This is a genomic window from Marinobacterium sp. BA1 (assembly GCF_041155135.1).
Lineage (GTDB): Bacteria > Pseudomonadota > Gammaproteobacteria > Pseudomonadales > Balneatricaceae > Marinobacterium > Marinobacterium iners.
The window spans coordinates 1,233,475-1,247,702 of record NZ_BAAFHC010000001.1; the positions used below are offsets into that span (position 1 = coordinate 1,233,475).

At 52.3% G+C, this 14,228-nt stretch carries 15 protein-coding genes; 6 read left to right on the plus strand and 9 right to left on the minus strand.

Annotated elements, in window-relative coordinates; genetic code table 11:
• Positions 1–34 precede the first annotated feature (34 nt).
• Positions 35–301: a hypothetical protein gene (locus ACAM29_RS06070; RefSeq protein ID WP_369623558.1), complete on the plus strand. Its 267-nt coding sequence runs from the start codon at positions 35–37 to the stop codon at positions 299–301.
• A gap of 227 nt (positions 302–528) precedes the next feature.
• Positions 529–1,668, plus strand: coding sequence for a phage integrase Arm DNA-binding domain-containing protein (locus tag ACAM29_RS06075; protein WP_369623559.1), 1,140 nt, complete (start codon positions 529–531; stop codon positions 1,666–1,668).
• 143 nt (positions 1,669–1,811) lie between these two features.
• Here ACAM29_RS06075 and kdsB read toward each other — a convergent pair whose 3' ends face one another.
• The 6 genes from kdsB to ACAM29_RS06105 form a co-directional block, all read right to left on the minus strand.
• Complete coding sequence (gene kdsB, locus ACAM29_RS06080; protein ID WP_369623560.1) at positions 1,812–2,579, minus strand: 3-deoxy-manno-octulosonate cytidylyltransferase; 768 nt, start codon at positions 2,577–2,579, stop codon at positions 1,812–1,814.
• A gap of 3 nt (positions 2,580–2,582) precedes the next feature.
• Positions 2,583–2,774, minus strand: coding sequence for a Trm112 family protein (locus ACAM29_RS06085; protein ID WP_091824332.1), 192 nt, complete (start codon positions 2,772–2,774; stop codon positions 2,583–2,585).
• Entirely contained in the window at positions 2,755–3,798 is a 1,044-nt protein-coding gene (gene lpxK, locus ACAM29_RS06090) for a tetraacyldisaccharide 4'-kinase (protein WP_369623561.1), read from the minus strand. Before lpxK ends, ACAM29_RS06085 begins: the two co-directional genes overlap by 20 nt.
• Positions 3,798–4,220, minus strand: a complete 423-nt coding sequence (locus ACAM29_RS06095) for a biopolymer transporter ExbD (RefSeq protein ID WP_091824338.1) — start codon at positions 4,218–4,220, stop codon at positions 3,798–3,800. The genes lpxK and ACAM29_RS06095 overlap by 1 nt, the downstream gene beginning before the upstream one ends.
• An 11-nt stretch (positions 4,221–4,231) precedes the next feature.
• Positions 4,232–4,852: a MotA/TolQ/ExbB proton channel family protein gene (locus ACAM29_RS06100; protein ID WP_206841423.1), complete on the minus strand. Its 621-nt coding sequence runs from the start codon at positions 4,850–4,852 to the stop codon at positions 4,232–4,234.
• Positions 4,853–4,914: 62 nt separating this feature from the next.
• Positions 4,915–7,161, minus strand: a complete 2,247-nt coding sequence (locus ACAM29_RS06105; RefSeq protein ID WP_369623562.1) for a DNA internalization-related competence protein ComEC/Rec2 — start codon at positions 7,159–7,161, stop codon at positions 4,915–4,917.
• 43 nt (positions 7,162–7,204) lie between these two features.
• Between ACAM29_RS06105 and ACAM29_RS06110 the strand changes: the two genes are divergently transcribed.
• Positions 7,205–7,780, plus strand: a complete 576-nt coding sequence (locus ACAM29_RS06110; protein WP_369623563.1) for a DUF2062 domain-containing protein — start codon at positions 7,205–7,207, stop codon at positions 7,778–7,780.
• An 8-nt stretch (positions 7,781–7,788) separates the two neighbouring features.
• On the opposite strand, the gene lolD is transcribed toward ACAM29_RS06110, so the two are convergent.
• Together lolD and ACAM29_RS06120 are read right to left on the minus strand one after the other, a co-directional pair.
• Entirely contained in the window at positions 7,789–8,466 is a 678-nt protein-coding gene (gene lolD / locus ACAM29_RS06115; protein WP_091824349.1) for a lipoprotein-releasing ABC transporter ATP-binding protein LolD, read from the minus strand.
• The gene (locus ACAM29_RS06120) at positions 8,459–9,709 is read right to left on the minus strand and encodes a lipoprotein-releasing ABC transporter permease subunit (RefSeq protein WP_091824352.1); all 1,251 of its coding nucleotides are present in this window, start codon (positions 9,707–9,709) and stop codon (positions 8,459–8,461) included. Before ACAM29_RS06120 ends, lolD begins: the two co-directional genes overlap by 8 nt.
• Positions 9,710–9,815: 106 nt before the next feature.
• Here ACAM29_RS06120 and ACAM29_RS06125 point away from each other — a divergent pair, with 106 nt between their 5' ends.
• Together ACAM29_RS06125 and ACAM29_RS06130 are read left to right on the plus strand one after the other, a co-directional pair.
• Positions 9,816–10,379 (plus strand): PilZ domain-containing protein, encoded by a 564-nt coding sequence (locus ACAM29_RS06125; protein WP_175527593.1) that lies wholly within the window; start codon positions 9,816–9,818, stop codon positions 10,377–10,379.
• A gap of 2 nt (positions 10,380–10,381) precedes the next feature.
• Positions 10,382–10,678, plus strand: a complete 297-nt coding sequence (locus ACAM29_RS06130; protein WP_091824357.1) for a hypothetical protein — start codon at positions 10,382–10,384, stop codon at positions 10,676–10,678.
• Positions 10,679–10,729: 51 nt separating this feature from the next.
• Here the strand turns inward: ACAM29_RS06130 and sthA are convergent, their stop codons facing one another.
• Positions 10,730–12,130 carry a Si-specific NAD(P)(+) transhydrogenase gene (gene sthA / locus ACAM29_RS06135; protein ID WP_091824360.1) on the minus strand — a complete coding sequence of 467 codons (1,401 nt, stop codon included), beginning with the start codon at positions 12,128–12,130 and terminating at the stop codon, positions 10,730–10,732.
• Between the two features lie 830 nt (positions 12,131–12,960).
• Here sthA and ACAM29_RS06140 point away from each other — a divergent pair.
• On the plus strand, positions 12,961–13,962 hold the full coding sequence (locus tag ACAM29_RS06140) for a hypothetical protein (RefSeq protein WP_369623564.1): 1,002 nt from the start codon (positions 12,961–12,963) through the stop codon (positions 13,960–13,962).
• Positions 13,963–14,228: the final 266 nt, after the last annotated feature.

A 14,228-nucleotide genomic window follows, 5' to 3' on the forward strand; every position in this document is an offset into this window, starting at 1 on the left:
CGAGCGGTGTCGCGACAGATTAATCGGAGGCCCCATGCCGGAAGAACAGCAGATCGACCTCTTCGCCCCACCGATCGCACTTGAGACGGCGCGCCAGTTGCCGGAGTGGTTTCATATCCAGCAGCTGGCTGATGCGCTCGGATACGAATCGCACTTCGATAACCACTTCCGGCAAACCTGGTACCGCGATGTACTGCCGCATCTGGAAGAGCGCGAAATATACCCGGGTAGCCGCTGGCCGGGCCCAGAATATCGAGGTTTTTTTAACGAATACCGACTGACATGTGCGCCAGCTGTATAGAAACACATCATAGAGAGGACATATACGATGACCATCCGAAAGCGGAAAATGTCCATCGAACAATACCTGGAGAGAGAGTTTACGCCAGAATCTCGCCCGACCCAGAAGACCGTCATAAACTGGATCCAAAGGGGGCACGTCGATGGCGTGAAGTTTGGCGGCAAATGGTGGGTCTATGAGACCCTGACAGAAGCCGATCTTATGGTGGAACGTGTACTGAGGTCAGCATGAATAGGCCACGCAACAAACGCAATAAAGACATGCCACCCAACCTATACGCCGACCGTAAAGCCGGCGCAGTCTACTACCGGTACAAGCACCCACACACCGGCAAATCGCACGGCATGGGTGCAGACCGCACGCAGGCGATACTGGCAGCGCAGCAGCTCAACAGCATGCTGATGATTGAAGTATCACTGGTTGATCGAGTGCTGGGCAAGACAGCGCTGTTTTCGGCATGGCTGGATAAATACGAGAAGATCCGCAAGGACGAGAAGAACCTGGCCGAAAAGACAGATAAGCAGCTCACGTATGACTGCACTCTGATGAAGAGCAAGCTCGGGCACCTGCCTGTGATCGATATCACCGTCTATCACTGCGCCGAGTTTCTGGATCAGTGGCTGGCAGAAGGCAAGCGCCGTATGGCATCGCGCATGCGTAGCCAGTTGATCAGGTGCTTCGACTACGCCATTGCTCATGGCCTTGCCGATGAGAACCCTGCTACCAAGACTCTTCCGATTAATGCCAAGGTGCAGCGTAACCGGCTCACCAAAACCCAGTTCGATGCAATCTATGAACTGGCGCCAGCACACATCCAAAACGCAATGATGCTCGGGCTCATTACTCTTCAGCGCCGTGAAGACATTGCCGCCATGCAGTTCAAGGATATCCGTGACGGCGTGCTGTACGTGAAGCAGCAGAAAACATCACGGGCCAAGAAGGGCCAGCGCACCGACTCAATCAACGAAGCTGCGCATCTGGCGATACAGATCACGCCGCAGCTTGCAGAAATCATTGGGCGCTGCCGAAAAACCAATATTGTCAGTCGCTACCTGATACACCACCTAAACGGTCGCAAATCATCAGGTGTTACCAACGTGGCAATCACGCCGGGCATGCCACTGCAGCCTGACAACATCACAAGGGGTTTTGCCAGCGCACGAAACCGCAGCGGGCTGTTCGATGACCTCCCGCAGAAGCAACGCCCAACCTTCCACGAAATACGCTCACTGGGCGCCCACCTCTACCGCGATCAGGGTATCGATCCGCAGGCCCTCCTTGGACACACAGACGCCAAGATGACCAAGCATTATCTGGACGGTCACGGCATAGAATGGACGGTTGTATCTGCCGATCTGGCGATTTAAGGCGCTTTTGGTTTTTCGAATTTATTGCGAAAGTTTTGAGAAAATCGAAAAAGCGCCTTTTGCTTCAATGTGTTATATGTCTGTTCGTGTATTGCCTAAGCAAACAAAAAGAATGCGCGTTGGTTTAGTCATCCCTACCCCTGCTATTTAAGTACCAACAGCTGGCGGATGCGTTCCAGATCTTCAGGCGTATCAACCCCTGCAGGCGGTGTTTCATCAGCCGAATCCACATGGATGCCAACACCATTCCAGAGTGCACGCAGCTGTTCCAGGCATTCGGTCTGTTCCAAGGGTGCTGGTGGCCAACGAACAAAGTCATTCAGCAACTTGACCCGATAGGCATACAGGCCAATATGCCTTTGCCAGGAAAAACCTTCCGGCATGGTGGACCGACCTACCTCGCTCATGAAGCTGTCACGCGGCCAAGGTATTGGTGCGCGACTGAAATACAGTGCCATGCCCTGGTGGTCGGTCACCACCTTGACTACGTTGGGGTTGACTAGCGCATCAACCGTTTCGATCGGCTCGGACAGGGTTGCAATTCCAGCCATCGGCAGTGCCATAAGGTTGTGTGCAACCTGGTTGATGATTCTGGGTGGAATCAAGGGTTCATCGCCCTGAACGTTCACCACAATATCGTCGGCGTAAAACCCCAGCTTGTGAACGACCTCCTGCAGCCGGTCAGTACCGGAAGGATGGTCGTCTGAAGTCATGCATACTTCAGCGCCAAAGTTCTGGGCAACATGTGCAATACGCTCATCATCCGTTGCAATGATGACGCGAACTGCTTCACTTTCACAGGCACGCTCATAGACATGTTGCAACATCGGTTTGCCGGCAAGATCCGCCAGCGGCTTGCCCGGAAAGCGGCTGGAAGCATATCGAGCAGGAATGACAACTGAAAAACTCATGGCTTACTTGCTCTCTTTGAGTCGTTCATCGGTCGTCAGGGTACGGGCCTCGGACTCCAGCATGACCGGAATATCGTCTCTGATCGGGTAGGCCAGGCCGCTGGCACGGCAGATCAGCTCATTGCTTTCCCTGTTCCACTCAAGCGGTGCCTTGGAGACTGGGCAAACGAGAATATCAAGCAGTTTCGGATCCATCTTTGTGTCCTGTGGGTTGTGCCGACCTGGAGGTCAGGCGTGTCAGCAAGGTCTGCTCTACATGAGCATCCAGCTGGGCATCCACTCTAAGAGCCCAGCCATTGGCAAGATCGAACTGGCTGCATTTTACCGCATCTTTCTCGGTCATGATCAACGGTAACCCGGATCCAAAGCTGAGTGCATCTTCATTCAGGTTTGCATGGTCAGCCATAGGGTGCTCAATCGGATCAAAGCCCAGTTCACGCAGAGTTTGAAAAAAACGGGCCGGGTTACCAATACCAGCTACCGCATCGACACGTCGCTCAAGTGGCCAGGTATCGGCCGTTATCGCGTCACCACCAGCAAGCGGATACAGTTTTCCAGCTTCAAGATTCATTGGGCACCATGGCAGGCGAAGATCAGTCAGCTGCTTTCGTGCGGTTGGTGAAAGCGGGCCATTGACGACCACGAGATCCACCAGCTGCAGCCGTTCTGGAGGCTCACGCAGAGGTCCCTCCGGCAGACAGCGCCCATTGCCAAGCCCTCGAGCACCGTCTATCACTGCGATTTCAACCGTACGCGGCAATGCATAGTGCTGCAGGCCATCGTCACTGATCAGAACATCGCAGGCATGATGCTGCAGAAGCTCACGTGCAGCCGCAACGCGATTCGGATCAATATACAGTGGCACTCCTGTTCGCCGCACTATCAGACAGGGCTCATCTCCCCCTTCCCGGGCTGAAGTAGAAGATGTAACTGGCCATGGGTAGCACGCCGGCTTGGCGCCATAGCCTCGACTGATAACGCCCGGTGTCCAGCCGTGCCTTCGCAGCAGTTCAATCAACGCGATGGTAAGCGGAGTCTTGCCCGTTCCCCCTACACTGATATTGCCCACGATGATCACAGGGACCGGCAGCTGATTTTCCGCGGACGCTTCGAAGCGGTTCGAAAACCTCTTGCGGGAAACCCGCTCCACCAGCGCTGACAGTGGTCTCAGCAACTTCAACCAACGGGCATTGCGATACCAGGCAGAGGCTAGTGACATCAGTCGGCGCTGGTTTTTTGAGTGGTGATGCTGAGCTTACTGAAACCCAGCTTTCCGGCTACATCCATGACGGTAACCACCGACTGGTGTGCCGCCTGGGCATCTGCCGTGATAATGAATGGCACGTCGCGCGCCTCACCCGCGAGCTTGAGCAACGCTCGGCGCAGGGTCAGGGCATCGCTGCTCACCAAAGATTCGCCATTGATTGTGTACTGCCCTTCAGCTCCTACAACTACATCAATGCTGCCTGTCTGTTGCTGGGCTTCTCCTTCCGCAGAAGCTTCCGGCAAACTGATGGTCAGGTGAGCTTCGCGCGTGAAGGTGGTGGATATCATAAAGAAAATCAGCAGCAGAAAGACCACATCAATCAATGGTGTCAGGTTGATATTGATCTCTTCCCTGCGTTGACGTTGAAATTTCACCCTGGACTCCGTTAGCGAATATCAACTTCACGATCACCATGGATCGCTTCGACCAGCTTGATCGATTCCTGCTCCATGGTCAGTACCAGAGAGTCGACGCGCCGCTGGAAATAACGGTGCATGACCAGGGCGGGGATGGCAACAGACAAACCTGCCGCCGTGGTTATCAATGCCTCGGAGATGCCACCAGCCAGCACCCCGGCGTTACCGGTACCCTGAATCATGATCTCCGTGAACACCTTGATCATGCCAATAACAGTACCCAACAGACCCAACAGTGGTGTTATGGCAGCAATGGTCCCCAGAGGGTTCAGGAACCGCTCCATATCGTGCACCACATGTGAGGCTTCTTCCTGGATACTCTCTTTCATGATGTCACGACCATGACGGGAGTTGTTCATGCCGGCCACAATGATGCGCCCGAGTGGGCTTTCCTGTCGGATAACACTCATGTACTCGGCAGTGAGAGTACCACTGCGCGTCATCTCCCAGACTTGGGCCAACAGTCCCGGGGGAGTAATTTTCCGTGGGCGCAACACCATCAGCCGCTCCAGGCAGATAGCCAGCGCAACCACTGAACAGGCAATAATTGGCAGCATCAGCCAGCCACCAGCGACAATAAGTTCAAACACCTTCAGATCACCTCCTGTTGATTGAAATAACTCTAACACAGCCCCATAGGCAGGAGTAGGCGTTAACCAGCTGTCCAGTAACGCTTTTTAAGTTCTCTGTGTGAGATCACGCTACAGCTGTCACTGTCAGCTTTCAGCAGCAGCGCACCCTGCCTGGCAGTACTGCTCCAGGGGATTTCGCGGTTCTCGATGCGTTCAATGACATCCGCATGCGGATGACCGAAGCGATTGCCATATCCGGCACTGATCACAACATGTTCTGGCATGGCGTAATCCAATAACGCCCCTGCAGTGGAATCACGACTGCCATGATGCCCCGCTACCAGCCAGGTAACCGGTTCAACCTGCCCTGACGACAGCAGGCGATATTCACCACTCTGACTCAGATCACCGGTCAGCAGCAGTGAACAGCGCCCATTGCTGACCCTCAATACACAGGAGCGATCATTGCTGCTGAGGCCTGCATAGTCGCCGAAGGGATCCAGCAAGGTGAACGAGATGTCCCCTATTTGCCAGCTGCCGCTGCGACACTCCTGCACCTGTGCATTGGGAAGCTCTTCACCTCCCAGCAACGTACCGATTGCATATCCCTGCCGCAACGCTGCAAAACCTCCGCTGTGATCCGCATCTGCGTGACTGACTACCACCCACTCAAGTTCAGGGCGAGCCTGGCTGCGAAGATAGGGCTCCACTGTATATGCAAAGGCTGAACGTCCATTACCAAATCCGGGACCGGTGTCGTAGAGAAGACGGCCCTCTGCCGTTTCAATCAGGATTGCCTGCCCTTGGCCAACATCAAATACCCAGGCATTGAAATGCCCTTTTGATGGCTGAGACACAGGCTGAACAAGCAACGGCAAACAGGGCAAAAGTGCGATGGCCCGTATTCGAAACGGCAGCGGCAGTAATATGATTGCTGAACCCAAAATGGCCAGCACCAGCAACGTCAGACTCGGGCGACCGACCTGCAGCAACAGACCTGGAATCTGTGCAGCCCATTGCAGCAGCCCCCAGATCATCTCAAGGTTCCAGTTCAACAGCGTCGCGGCATCAGGCCACTGAAGCACTAACAGAAGCAGAACCGGCAGCGCCCAGATCGTGGCCGAGATCCAAGGCACGGCAATGAGATTCATCACAATCCCCGCCGGACTGAGCTGATTGAAGTTCATAACCATAACCAGAGACATGCCAGCAAACAGTGTCAGCTGTAATCGCCACCACTCTCCGGGCAAGCGTAACCAGACACAGGAGAGCGGCTGCTGCCGGCGTTGCTGCAGCTGCCAGAGAATCAGTGCCACCGCGCCAAAGGAAAGCCACAGCCCCGGCTCCAATATCGCCAGCGGCTGTACGGATACTATCACCAGCAACGAAAGCTTTAGGCGCTGCCAGCCTGACAGGCTCAACAATTGCCAGTTACCCAGCAGAAACACCACAAGCATTAGCCACGCGCGCTGTACTGGTAATCCCCAGCCTGCCAGTGCCGCATACAGAGTCGCCAGCAGCAAGGCAGCAGCGGTTGGCAGCCAGCGACTGCACCCCATCCAACCGCACAACTGCAGGGGCACCGCGATCAGCCGTCCAAACAGCCAGCCCAGCGTTGCCATTACGGCAATATGCAAACCACTGACGACCAGCAAATGTGCAGTTCCGATACGGCGCAGCCATTCCCAGTGCTGATCATCCAGCCCTGTGCGATCACCAATGATCAATGCACTTAAGGTGTTTGCTGCCTGTGGTTCAAATTGCTCGTGCAGCCAGTTTTTGACTCTCATACGCACCACACCCACACCGAAAGATTCTGCAGGTTTATGCTTCACAAGCGTGCGGATATACCCGCGCGCATCAAGACCCGAAGCAAGGTAGTAGCGTTCAGTATCTCTTGCTTCGGGGTTGTGTAGTCCCCTTGGAGCGCGAAGACGTATGACGGCCTTGATCTCATCACCAAAGCCGAAACGGATATCAGTATGGTAAACACTGAGCCGAATGCGTCGCAGCCGTTGATGAGTGGGTAAATCCGACTCTACAGTCAGGACCGCAAGCTCAAATACCTGCCGCTGGTCATCGCGCTGAACCAGACTGTCCACTCGACCGGTAATCTGCAGATCCTGCGCTTGAGGGCTAGATGGCAAACGATGATGCAACTGCCAGGCACCCCAAATAGCAGCAACAGCCACACCAAGGAGATAAAACAGAAGCGATTGGCGAAGCCGCTTGAAGCGCAATAGTAGCAGCAACAGAGCCAACAATGCGGCATAGGTCAGTGACGGCAACAGTGCTACTGTAAGAATTCCGCCGATATACGCGATCATCCTTGATCTCCGAGTTGGCTTGGCAGAGCACAGGCGTCATAATGTGGCCACTTTCAGACTCTGGCCGCGACTGTTTCTCATGCCTCGAAAGCTGATCCGAAAATTCATGCCCGACGAACACAAGCTGCGCAACCACCGTCACTTGGGTTGGCTCGGCCGTCATCTGCATGACCCCAACCTCTGGCACCTCACACGCAAGTCCGTTGCGCGTGCCTTTTTGGTGGGGCTTTTCTGTGCATTCCTGCCCATACCAGGGCAGATGTTGGTCGCGGCACTGATCGCCGTGCTAGTCTCCAGCAATCTGCCGATATCAGTCGGGCTGGTGTTTATTACCAATCCTCTGACAATGCCGCCCATCTTTTATCTTTCCTACCGTCTCGGCGTTTGGGTGCTGGGCATTGAACGCGGCATTGCCAGTGAGCACAGCTGGAACCTGCAGACCCTTCAGACCGAGCTTACATCCATCTGGTGGCCCCTTTTAGTGGGCTCCATCATATGCGGGGTTCTCAGCGGCCTGATCGGTTACTTTCTGATAAACCGTTTCTGGATCTGGCATGTCAACAAGAGCTGGCGCCGCCGCATACTGTCACGCAGCCGCCGACCAAAGGACAATACCTGAGCAAGGATTCAGGCGTCAAAACGCCCATCCACCAGCTCATACACGCGCCCCATTCTTTCAGCCAGCTGCATGTCATGTGTCACAATAACAAATGCCGTATCAAGCGTCTGATTAAGCTCATCCAAGTAGTGTTGAACATCAGCCGCCGTATGTCGGTCCAGGTTGCCGGTAGGCTCATCCATCAAGACACAGGCCGGCTCCATCACCAATGCTCTGGCAATAGCCACACGTTGACGCTCCCCGCCACTGAGCTGGGCTGGCTTGTGCGCAAGCCTGTGCCCAAGACCAACCCGCACCAGTGACTGCTCGGCACGTTCGATCGCCTGTTTGGAGTTCATATCTCCGATTAGAAGTGGCATTGCCACATTTTCCAGTGCCGTAAACTCATGCAGCAAGTGATGAAACTGATACACAAACCCAAGCGACTGGTTACGCAAACGACATCGTTGCGTTTCGGAAATCGAGTACAACGCCTGACCTGCCACTTCAACTTCACCACTATCCGGCGTATCTAATCCGCCGAGGATATTCAATAGGGTACTTTTGCCGCTGCCCGAACTACCCACTATGGCTACGCGCTCTCCCACAGCGACGGTCAGACTAATGTCGTGCAACACTTCGACTGTATTACCCGCTTCTTCATAACGCTTGTTGATATTACGACAGCTGAGCACTGGCTCACTCATAACGCAGGGCCTCCGCGGGCTGGGTTCGTGATGCTCTCCAGGCTGGATAAAGCGTGGCGACAAAGCTAATCAGGAGAGCGGCAGAGGTAATAAGCCCAACATCCGACCACACCAGCTCAGAGGGCAGGTAACTGATAAAATAGACCTCGGATGACAGAAACTGGATTCCCAGCATGCGCTCAACCCAAGCCACCAGGTCAGTCACGGTCAGTGCCAATGTGACCCCAAGCCCAACGCCGAGTGCCGTTCCAATGAAGCCGATCAAAACGCCCTGCACCATAAAAATCCGCAGGATACTGGCAGGAGTTGCGCCCATGGTGCGCAAAATCGCAATATCCGAACGCTTGTCTGTGACTACCATCACCAGTGTGGACACAATATTGAACGCAGCCACAAACACAATCAAAAGCAACAGCAGCGCAATCATGCGCTTTTCCATCTGAATGGCCTGAAACAGGTTGCCGTGGGTACGGGTCCAGTCGCTGACATAAAACGGCCGTTCCTGCGCCATTGCTACCCTTCTGGCAAGCTCTGGTGCCTTGAACAGATCGTCCAGTTTAAGCCGGAGTCCATCCACCCGCCCCGGTTGCATTCGCTTGAGTCTGGCGGCATCGTCGATATGGATATACGCCAGATTGGCATCCAGTTCGGCACCCACCGAGAACAGGCCCGCCACCGTAAAACGTTTCATGCGGGGAACCACACCTGCCACACTGACCGAAGCTTCGGGCAACACCAGTGTCACCTTGTCACCCACACTGACACCAAGAAACCTGGCAAGCAACTCGCCCAACACGATGTTGTACTCCCCCGCCTGCAGCAACCCGGTCTCACCCTGCTGCATATGATCGCTGATTATCGACACTTCATTCTCAACCCGTGGGTCGATGCCATTGACCTGCACGCCCTGTACTCGACCATAACTGGTCAACATGCCCTGGGCCTGGACAAACGGCGCTACACCAGCTACTCCTGGCTCGAGACGAATTTCCGTGGCCAGCTCTTGCCAGCCATCAAGACCTTCATCTCCATAGGCTCCAAGCGTGGCATGCGGCACCATGCCGAGAATACGCTGACGAAGCTCGCGATCAAATCCATTCATGACAGAGAGCACCAGAATGAGCGCCGCCACGCCCAGCATCAGCCCGAGCATCGATACAAGTGAAATGAAGGAGATGAAATGATTCCCGCGTCTGGCTGCGGTATAGCGCAGTCCGACAAAAAGCGACAAAGGTCTGTACATGTGGCCGGTTTCAATCACTGTTGTGGCCGCAGCTCTAACAGCAGCGACACTATGTTGGTTATACTGAATGTTACGCGATTCTATCACTAACCGCAGGAGTATTAACGTGTCTGAAAGGCGTCAATACTATCGGATCGATCATCCGGTCATCATTGAACACAAATGTGTCAGTGACGAGGATGTGGCTCATTCAAATCAGCCGTTCCAATTTGAGGTATCTGCCTATTTTTCATTGCAGGCACAATTGCACGCAATCGATGCCGAATGTAGCCATTATCTGCACCGGATCAGTGAGAGCTCTGCTCCCCTGAGCGCCTACCTCCAGTCCCTTAACAGAAAGATAGAACTGATTGCACAAGCACTGACTGCCGACAGCCTGAAGCTGGACCAGGGGGAACCTCAGTTCATCAACCTAAGTGAAGGCGGCATCAATTTTTTGTCTCAGCAGTCACTGGAGCCGGGACAGGCACTGGCCCTTAAACTGGTATTCACCGAGTCAAGGCTTGGCATGATGCTCTATGCTCGTGTGATTCGTTCCGAGGCCCAGGCCGAAGGCTTCGAAGTTGCTGCAGAGTTCCTGCATATGCCTGAAAACTGTCGCACCCAACTTGCCCGCCTGATTCTTGAAGCACAGGCTCGACAACGCCAGAACGAGCTCTATCAGGAATGAGCATGAATAATGTCCCCACACCTACGCCTCATCCAAAACTCTACCTGCTGGCCATGGGAGCCGGTTTTGCCGGTCTGATTGCATGGTTCGTGATTGGGCGTTCACTGGGCATATTGGACTGGATAAGCGGCCTGTTTCCTGAGTCACATGCAGGCGCCGGACTTATGGTCGCCATCATGGCACTGATGACACCCGGCTTTCTGCTGTGGAAATACTATAACCGTTGGATTGAAAAGCGTCTCAAGGTGAAGGGGCGTTATTACGAAGATGGTGTCTATCTGCCTCCAAAGCAGAAATGAAACAGCCGGGCTGGGCCCGGCTGAAAAATCCAACACACCAAAGTCGGTTGCTTAAAGGTTCGCAACCCTGTTGAGCCCGGAAATAGCAGCAACACGGTAGGCTTCAGCCATGGTCGGATAGTTGAAGGTTGTGTTGATGAAATATTTCAGTGTATTCGCCTCACCCGACTGGCTCATGATCGCCTGGCCAATGTGAATGATCTCCGAAGCCTGATCGCCAAAACAGTGGATACCAAGAATCTGAAACGTTTCACGATGGAAGAGCACCTTCAGCATGCCTACAGGTTCACCGGAAATCTGGGCACGTGCCGTGTCCTTGAAAAACGCCTGCCCAACTTCATAGGGTACACATTCCGCTGTCAGCTCCTCTTCTGTTTTGCCGATGGAGCTGATCTCCGGGATGGTATAGATGCCGGTCGGGACATCATTGATATAGCGGAAATCATCCGCTGACAACATGTCAGCCGATGCAGACCGCCCCTGATCCAGGGCAGCCGATGCCAGGCTCGGCCAACCGATCACATCACCGACCGCATACACCCCATCGGCCTCGGTGCGATAGTGTTCATCGACTGCCAACTGACCCCGGCTGTTGGCTTCAAGTCCAATCTTGTCGAGCCCCAGACCCGCCGTATTGCCACTGCGGCCATTGCACCAGAGAAACGCATCGGCACGTATCTTCTTACCGGATTGCAATTCGATGGTGACACCATGCGCATCGCCGGTAACCGATTTGTAGTCTTCGTTATGACGAATTTTTACAGCGTTGTTGCGCAGGTGATAGCTCAACGCATCGGAGATTTCATCATCAAGGAATGAAAGCAGTCGATCACGCATATCAATCAGGTCAACCTTAACCCCAAGACCACTGAAAATGGACGCGTATTCACAGCCTATGACGCCGGCGCCAAAAATCACCAGCGTACGCGGTGTGTGACTCAGCTTGAGAATGGTATCGGAGTTATAAATACGCGGATGCGCGAAATCGATATCCGGTGGGCACCAGGGACTGGAGCCGGTTGCGATCACAAAGTTACGGCTGCGCAAGGTTTCCTTCGAATTATGCTCTCCCGCTACCTCAATCTCACCAGGCTTCTGGAAGTGAGCACGGCCGAAAAACACATCAACCCGGTTGCGGGCGTAGAAATTGGTCCGCAGCATAACCTGATTGGAGATTACCTTCTCAGCACGCTTTAGCACCTTGGGAAAAGAAAACCAGCGTGGCTCGCCGATATCACGGAACATGGGGTTAGTGTTGAACTCAATGATCTGCTTGACCGAGTGTCGCAATGCCTTGGAGGGAATCGTGCCCTTGTGAGTACAGTTCCCGCCCACGGTATTCTGCTCTTCGACAATGGCAACACGGCGGCCCTGCTTGGCAGCATTGATCGCAGCGCCTTCGCCAGCCGGACCGGAGCCAATCACAACGACATCATAGTCATACACAGCCATTACTTTCCCCTTAGTAGAAAACGAGATCGGAGCCAACTACTCCGCCCTTGGTTGCTGACCAGCATAGAGATACTGCCGACAACAGCCAATTAGCTTTTAGGCATAAGCCCCAAACCACTGCCTTTACAGACAAATTTAAAATTTTGGCCCACTCATAGCCTACAGTAGTTTGAATTCATGAGCCGGAATCGAGACTGGGTGTCGCTGCAGTCGCGCCCACTGGTGCCGTAATCTTATCTGTCACAGCTGCCGCGGGCAAACGACAATAATCCCAGATCAGGATCGATTTGACTTGTGCCGGCCGGTGGAATAGATTAAAGCTCAGATAGAAATGTACACAAAGGTGTACAAGGCACGGACAACATCCATTACCTTCACACTAAAAGAAGGCGAGTCGTTGCTACTGGATCACGATATCAAGGTTACGGTCCACCACTGCAGAAAGGAAGCGTCAATGTAACCATTGAGTCGCCATAATATGTAGATGTGCACAGGGAGGAGTGGATTCGACCCTAGCGGTGGAAGACTCCTGATTACCCACCCCAGCACCAGTGGCCAAGCCACAGCGTTTCAGCTATTCTAGAACTCATGCTCGACCCAATATTCAAAGGAATGAATACATGAAAAAGCTTCTTACCACTATATTGCCATCTATCTCCGCCTCTACCACAGCTCAAGCCGGACCATACAGCGATGCACTGAATCGCTGCATGATTATAAATGATCGGCTTTGATATCTAATTTTATTTCTTTAATTTATCAGATTCGTTCACAATTATTCTTTAGGCTTAAAACATACTTGCTAATATTGAAGCTGTTGAGGAGGTTAGATGAAAAATTTACTATTTTTATTAACAATATTATTAATACCAAATGTAGCGTCATCCCAAAAAATTCTGACAGAACATGAAGTTCGAAACTCCATTATGAATAAGGCCCGAGAGCATCTCGTTTCTCAAAATTTCGGGGCTTTAGAAGAACTTGTAGAACAATACTCTAACTCCAATGCAAGAACTCCTAGTGGAGTATGGAAAATTGGATTCATTTATGCAGGAATTACTGAAATCTCAGGCAATAGCAAAATTCCCAATGAAGATCAATATTGGGGCTTTCATGATGATCGATATACTTCTTGGATTGAAGAATATCCTCAGTCCGCTACAGCCCAAATATATTATTCTAAAATACTCCTGCGAAAAGCTTGGTATTATAGAGGGGCCGGATATGCAAACACTGTAGATAAGCAACAATGGGCTTTATTTTATAAATTTCTTAATCAAGCGTCAAATCACTTAGATAATTTCAAAGATCGATCCTCAAAAGATCCTAACTGGTACGAAGCAAAGCTTGAAGTAGCCAAAGGATTAGGAGTGGACGATGATATTTACAATAATATTCTTGACGAGGCTCTTGATTTACACCCTTATTACTATCCAATTTATTTCTCTGCTATAAACAGATTTGCTCCGAGATGGCATGGGTCTCTAGAAATGATGGAAAGTTTTGCAGCCAGATCTGTTGAGCTAACTCGTGAAACCGAAGGCGTTGGCATGTATGCTCGAGTCTATTGGTACGTATCACAGTCGCTTTACGGCGATCAACTCTTTACAAAGTCATTAATTTCTTGGGATAAGATGAGTCAAGGTATTGATGATGTATTGGCAAAATATCCAGATCAATGGAATATTAATAATTTTGCAAAATTTTCATGCCTTGCTCGTGACAAAAATAAAACACGGTCTTTAATCATGAAGATATCTGGAGAACCTCTAAGAAATGTCTGGGGTGATCGTGATATGTTCAACTTCTGTAAGAACTGGTCATTAGAATAATAAGTACTTAAAAAGGAGTGGTCACGGAACCAATTACACTCGTAGTGTCATGAGGGTTTAATTGCCTATGTTTATTTCATGTTCATTTGTCCCCGCCGGTCCCGTGCTCTACTGTTACCCGAAGTACAAGCTGATCAACCTGCCAGACGACTGTGAGCCGGATGTACTTGGGGTATGACCAGTGTCGTGCATTCGTTGAGAAAAATGTAAAGGTAACTGCGAGGCCTGCAGTGAATATATGCCAGCAGGATGTCTCTTAAGCCCAC

Excerpts from the sequence above, each read along its gene's own strand:
- ACAM29_RS06070 (WP_369623558.1), top strand. The coding sequence starts at position 35 with ATGCCGGAAGAACAGCAGATCGACCTCTTCGCCCCACCGATCGCACTT.
- ACAM29_RS06075 (WP_369623559.1), top strand. The coding sequence starts at position 529 with ATGAATAGGCCACGCAACAAACGCAATAAAGACATGCCACCCAACCTA.
- kdsB (WP_369623560.1), bottom strand. The coding sequence starts at position 2,579 with ATGAGTTTTTCAGTTGTCATTCCTGCTCGATATGCTTCCAGCCGCTTT.
- ACAM29_RS06085 (WP_091824332.1), bottom strand. The coding sequence starts at position 2,774 with ATGGATCCGAAACTGCTTGATATTCTCGTTTGCCCAGTCTCCAAGGCA.
- lpxK (WP_369623561.1), bottom strand. The coding sequence starts at position 3,798 with ATGTCACTAGCCTCTGCCTGGTATCGCAATGCCCGTTGGTTGAAGTTG.
- ACAM29_RS06105 (WP_369623562.1), bottom strand. The coding sequence starts at position 7,161 with ATGATCGCGTATATCGGCGGAATTCTTACAGTAGCACTGTTGCCGTCA.
- lolD (WP_091824349.1), bottom strand. The coding sequence starts at position 8,466 with ATGAGTGAGCCAGTGCTCAGCTGTCGTAATATCAACAAGCGTTATGAA.
- ACAM29_RS06120 (WP_091824352.1), bottom strand. The coding sequence starts at position 9,709 with ATGTACAGACCTTTGTCGCTTTTTGTCGGACTGCGCTATACCGCAGCC.
- ACAM29_RS06130 (WP_091824357.1), top strand. The coding sequence starts at position 10,382 with ATGAATAATGTCCCCACACCTACGCCTCATCCAAAACTCTACCTGCTG.
- sthA (WP_091824360.1), bottom strand. The coding sequence starts at position 12,130 with ATGGCTGTGTATGACTATGATGTCGTTGTGATTGGCTCCGGTCCGGCT.
- ACAM29_RS06140 (WP_369623564.1), top strand. The coding sequence starts at position 12,961 with ATGAAAAATTTACTATTTTTATTAACAATATTATTAATACCAAATGTA.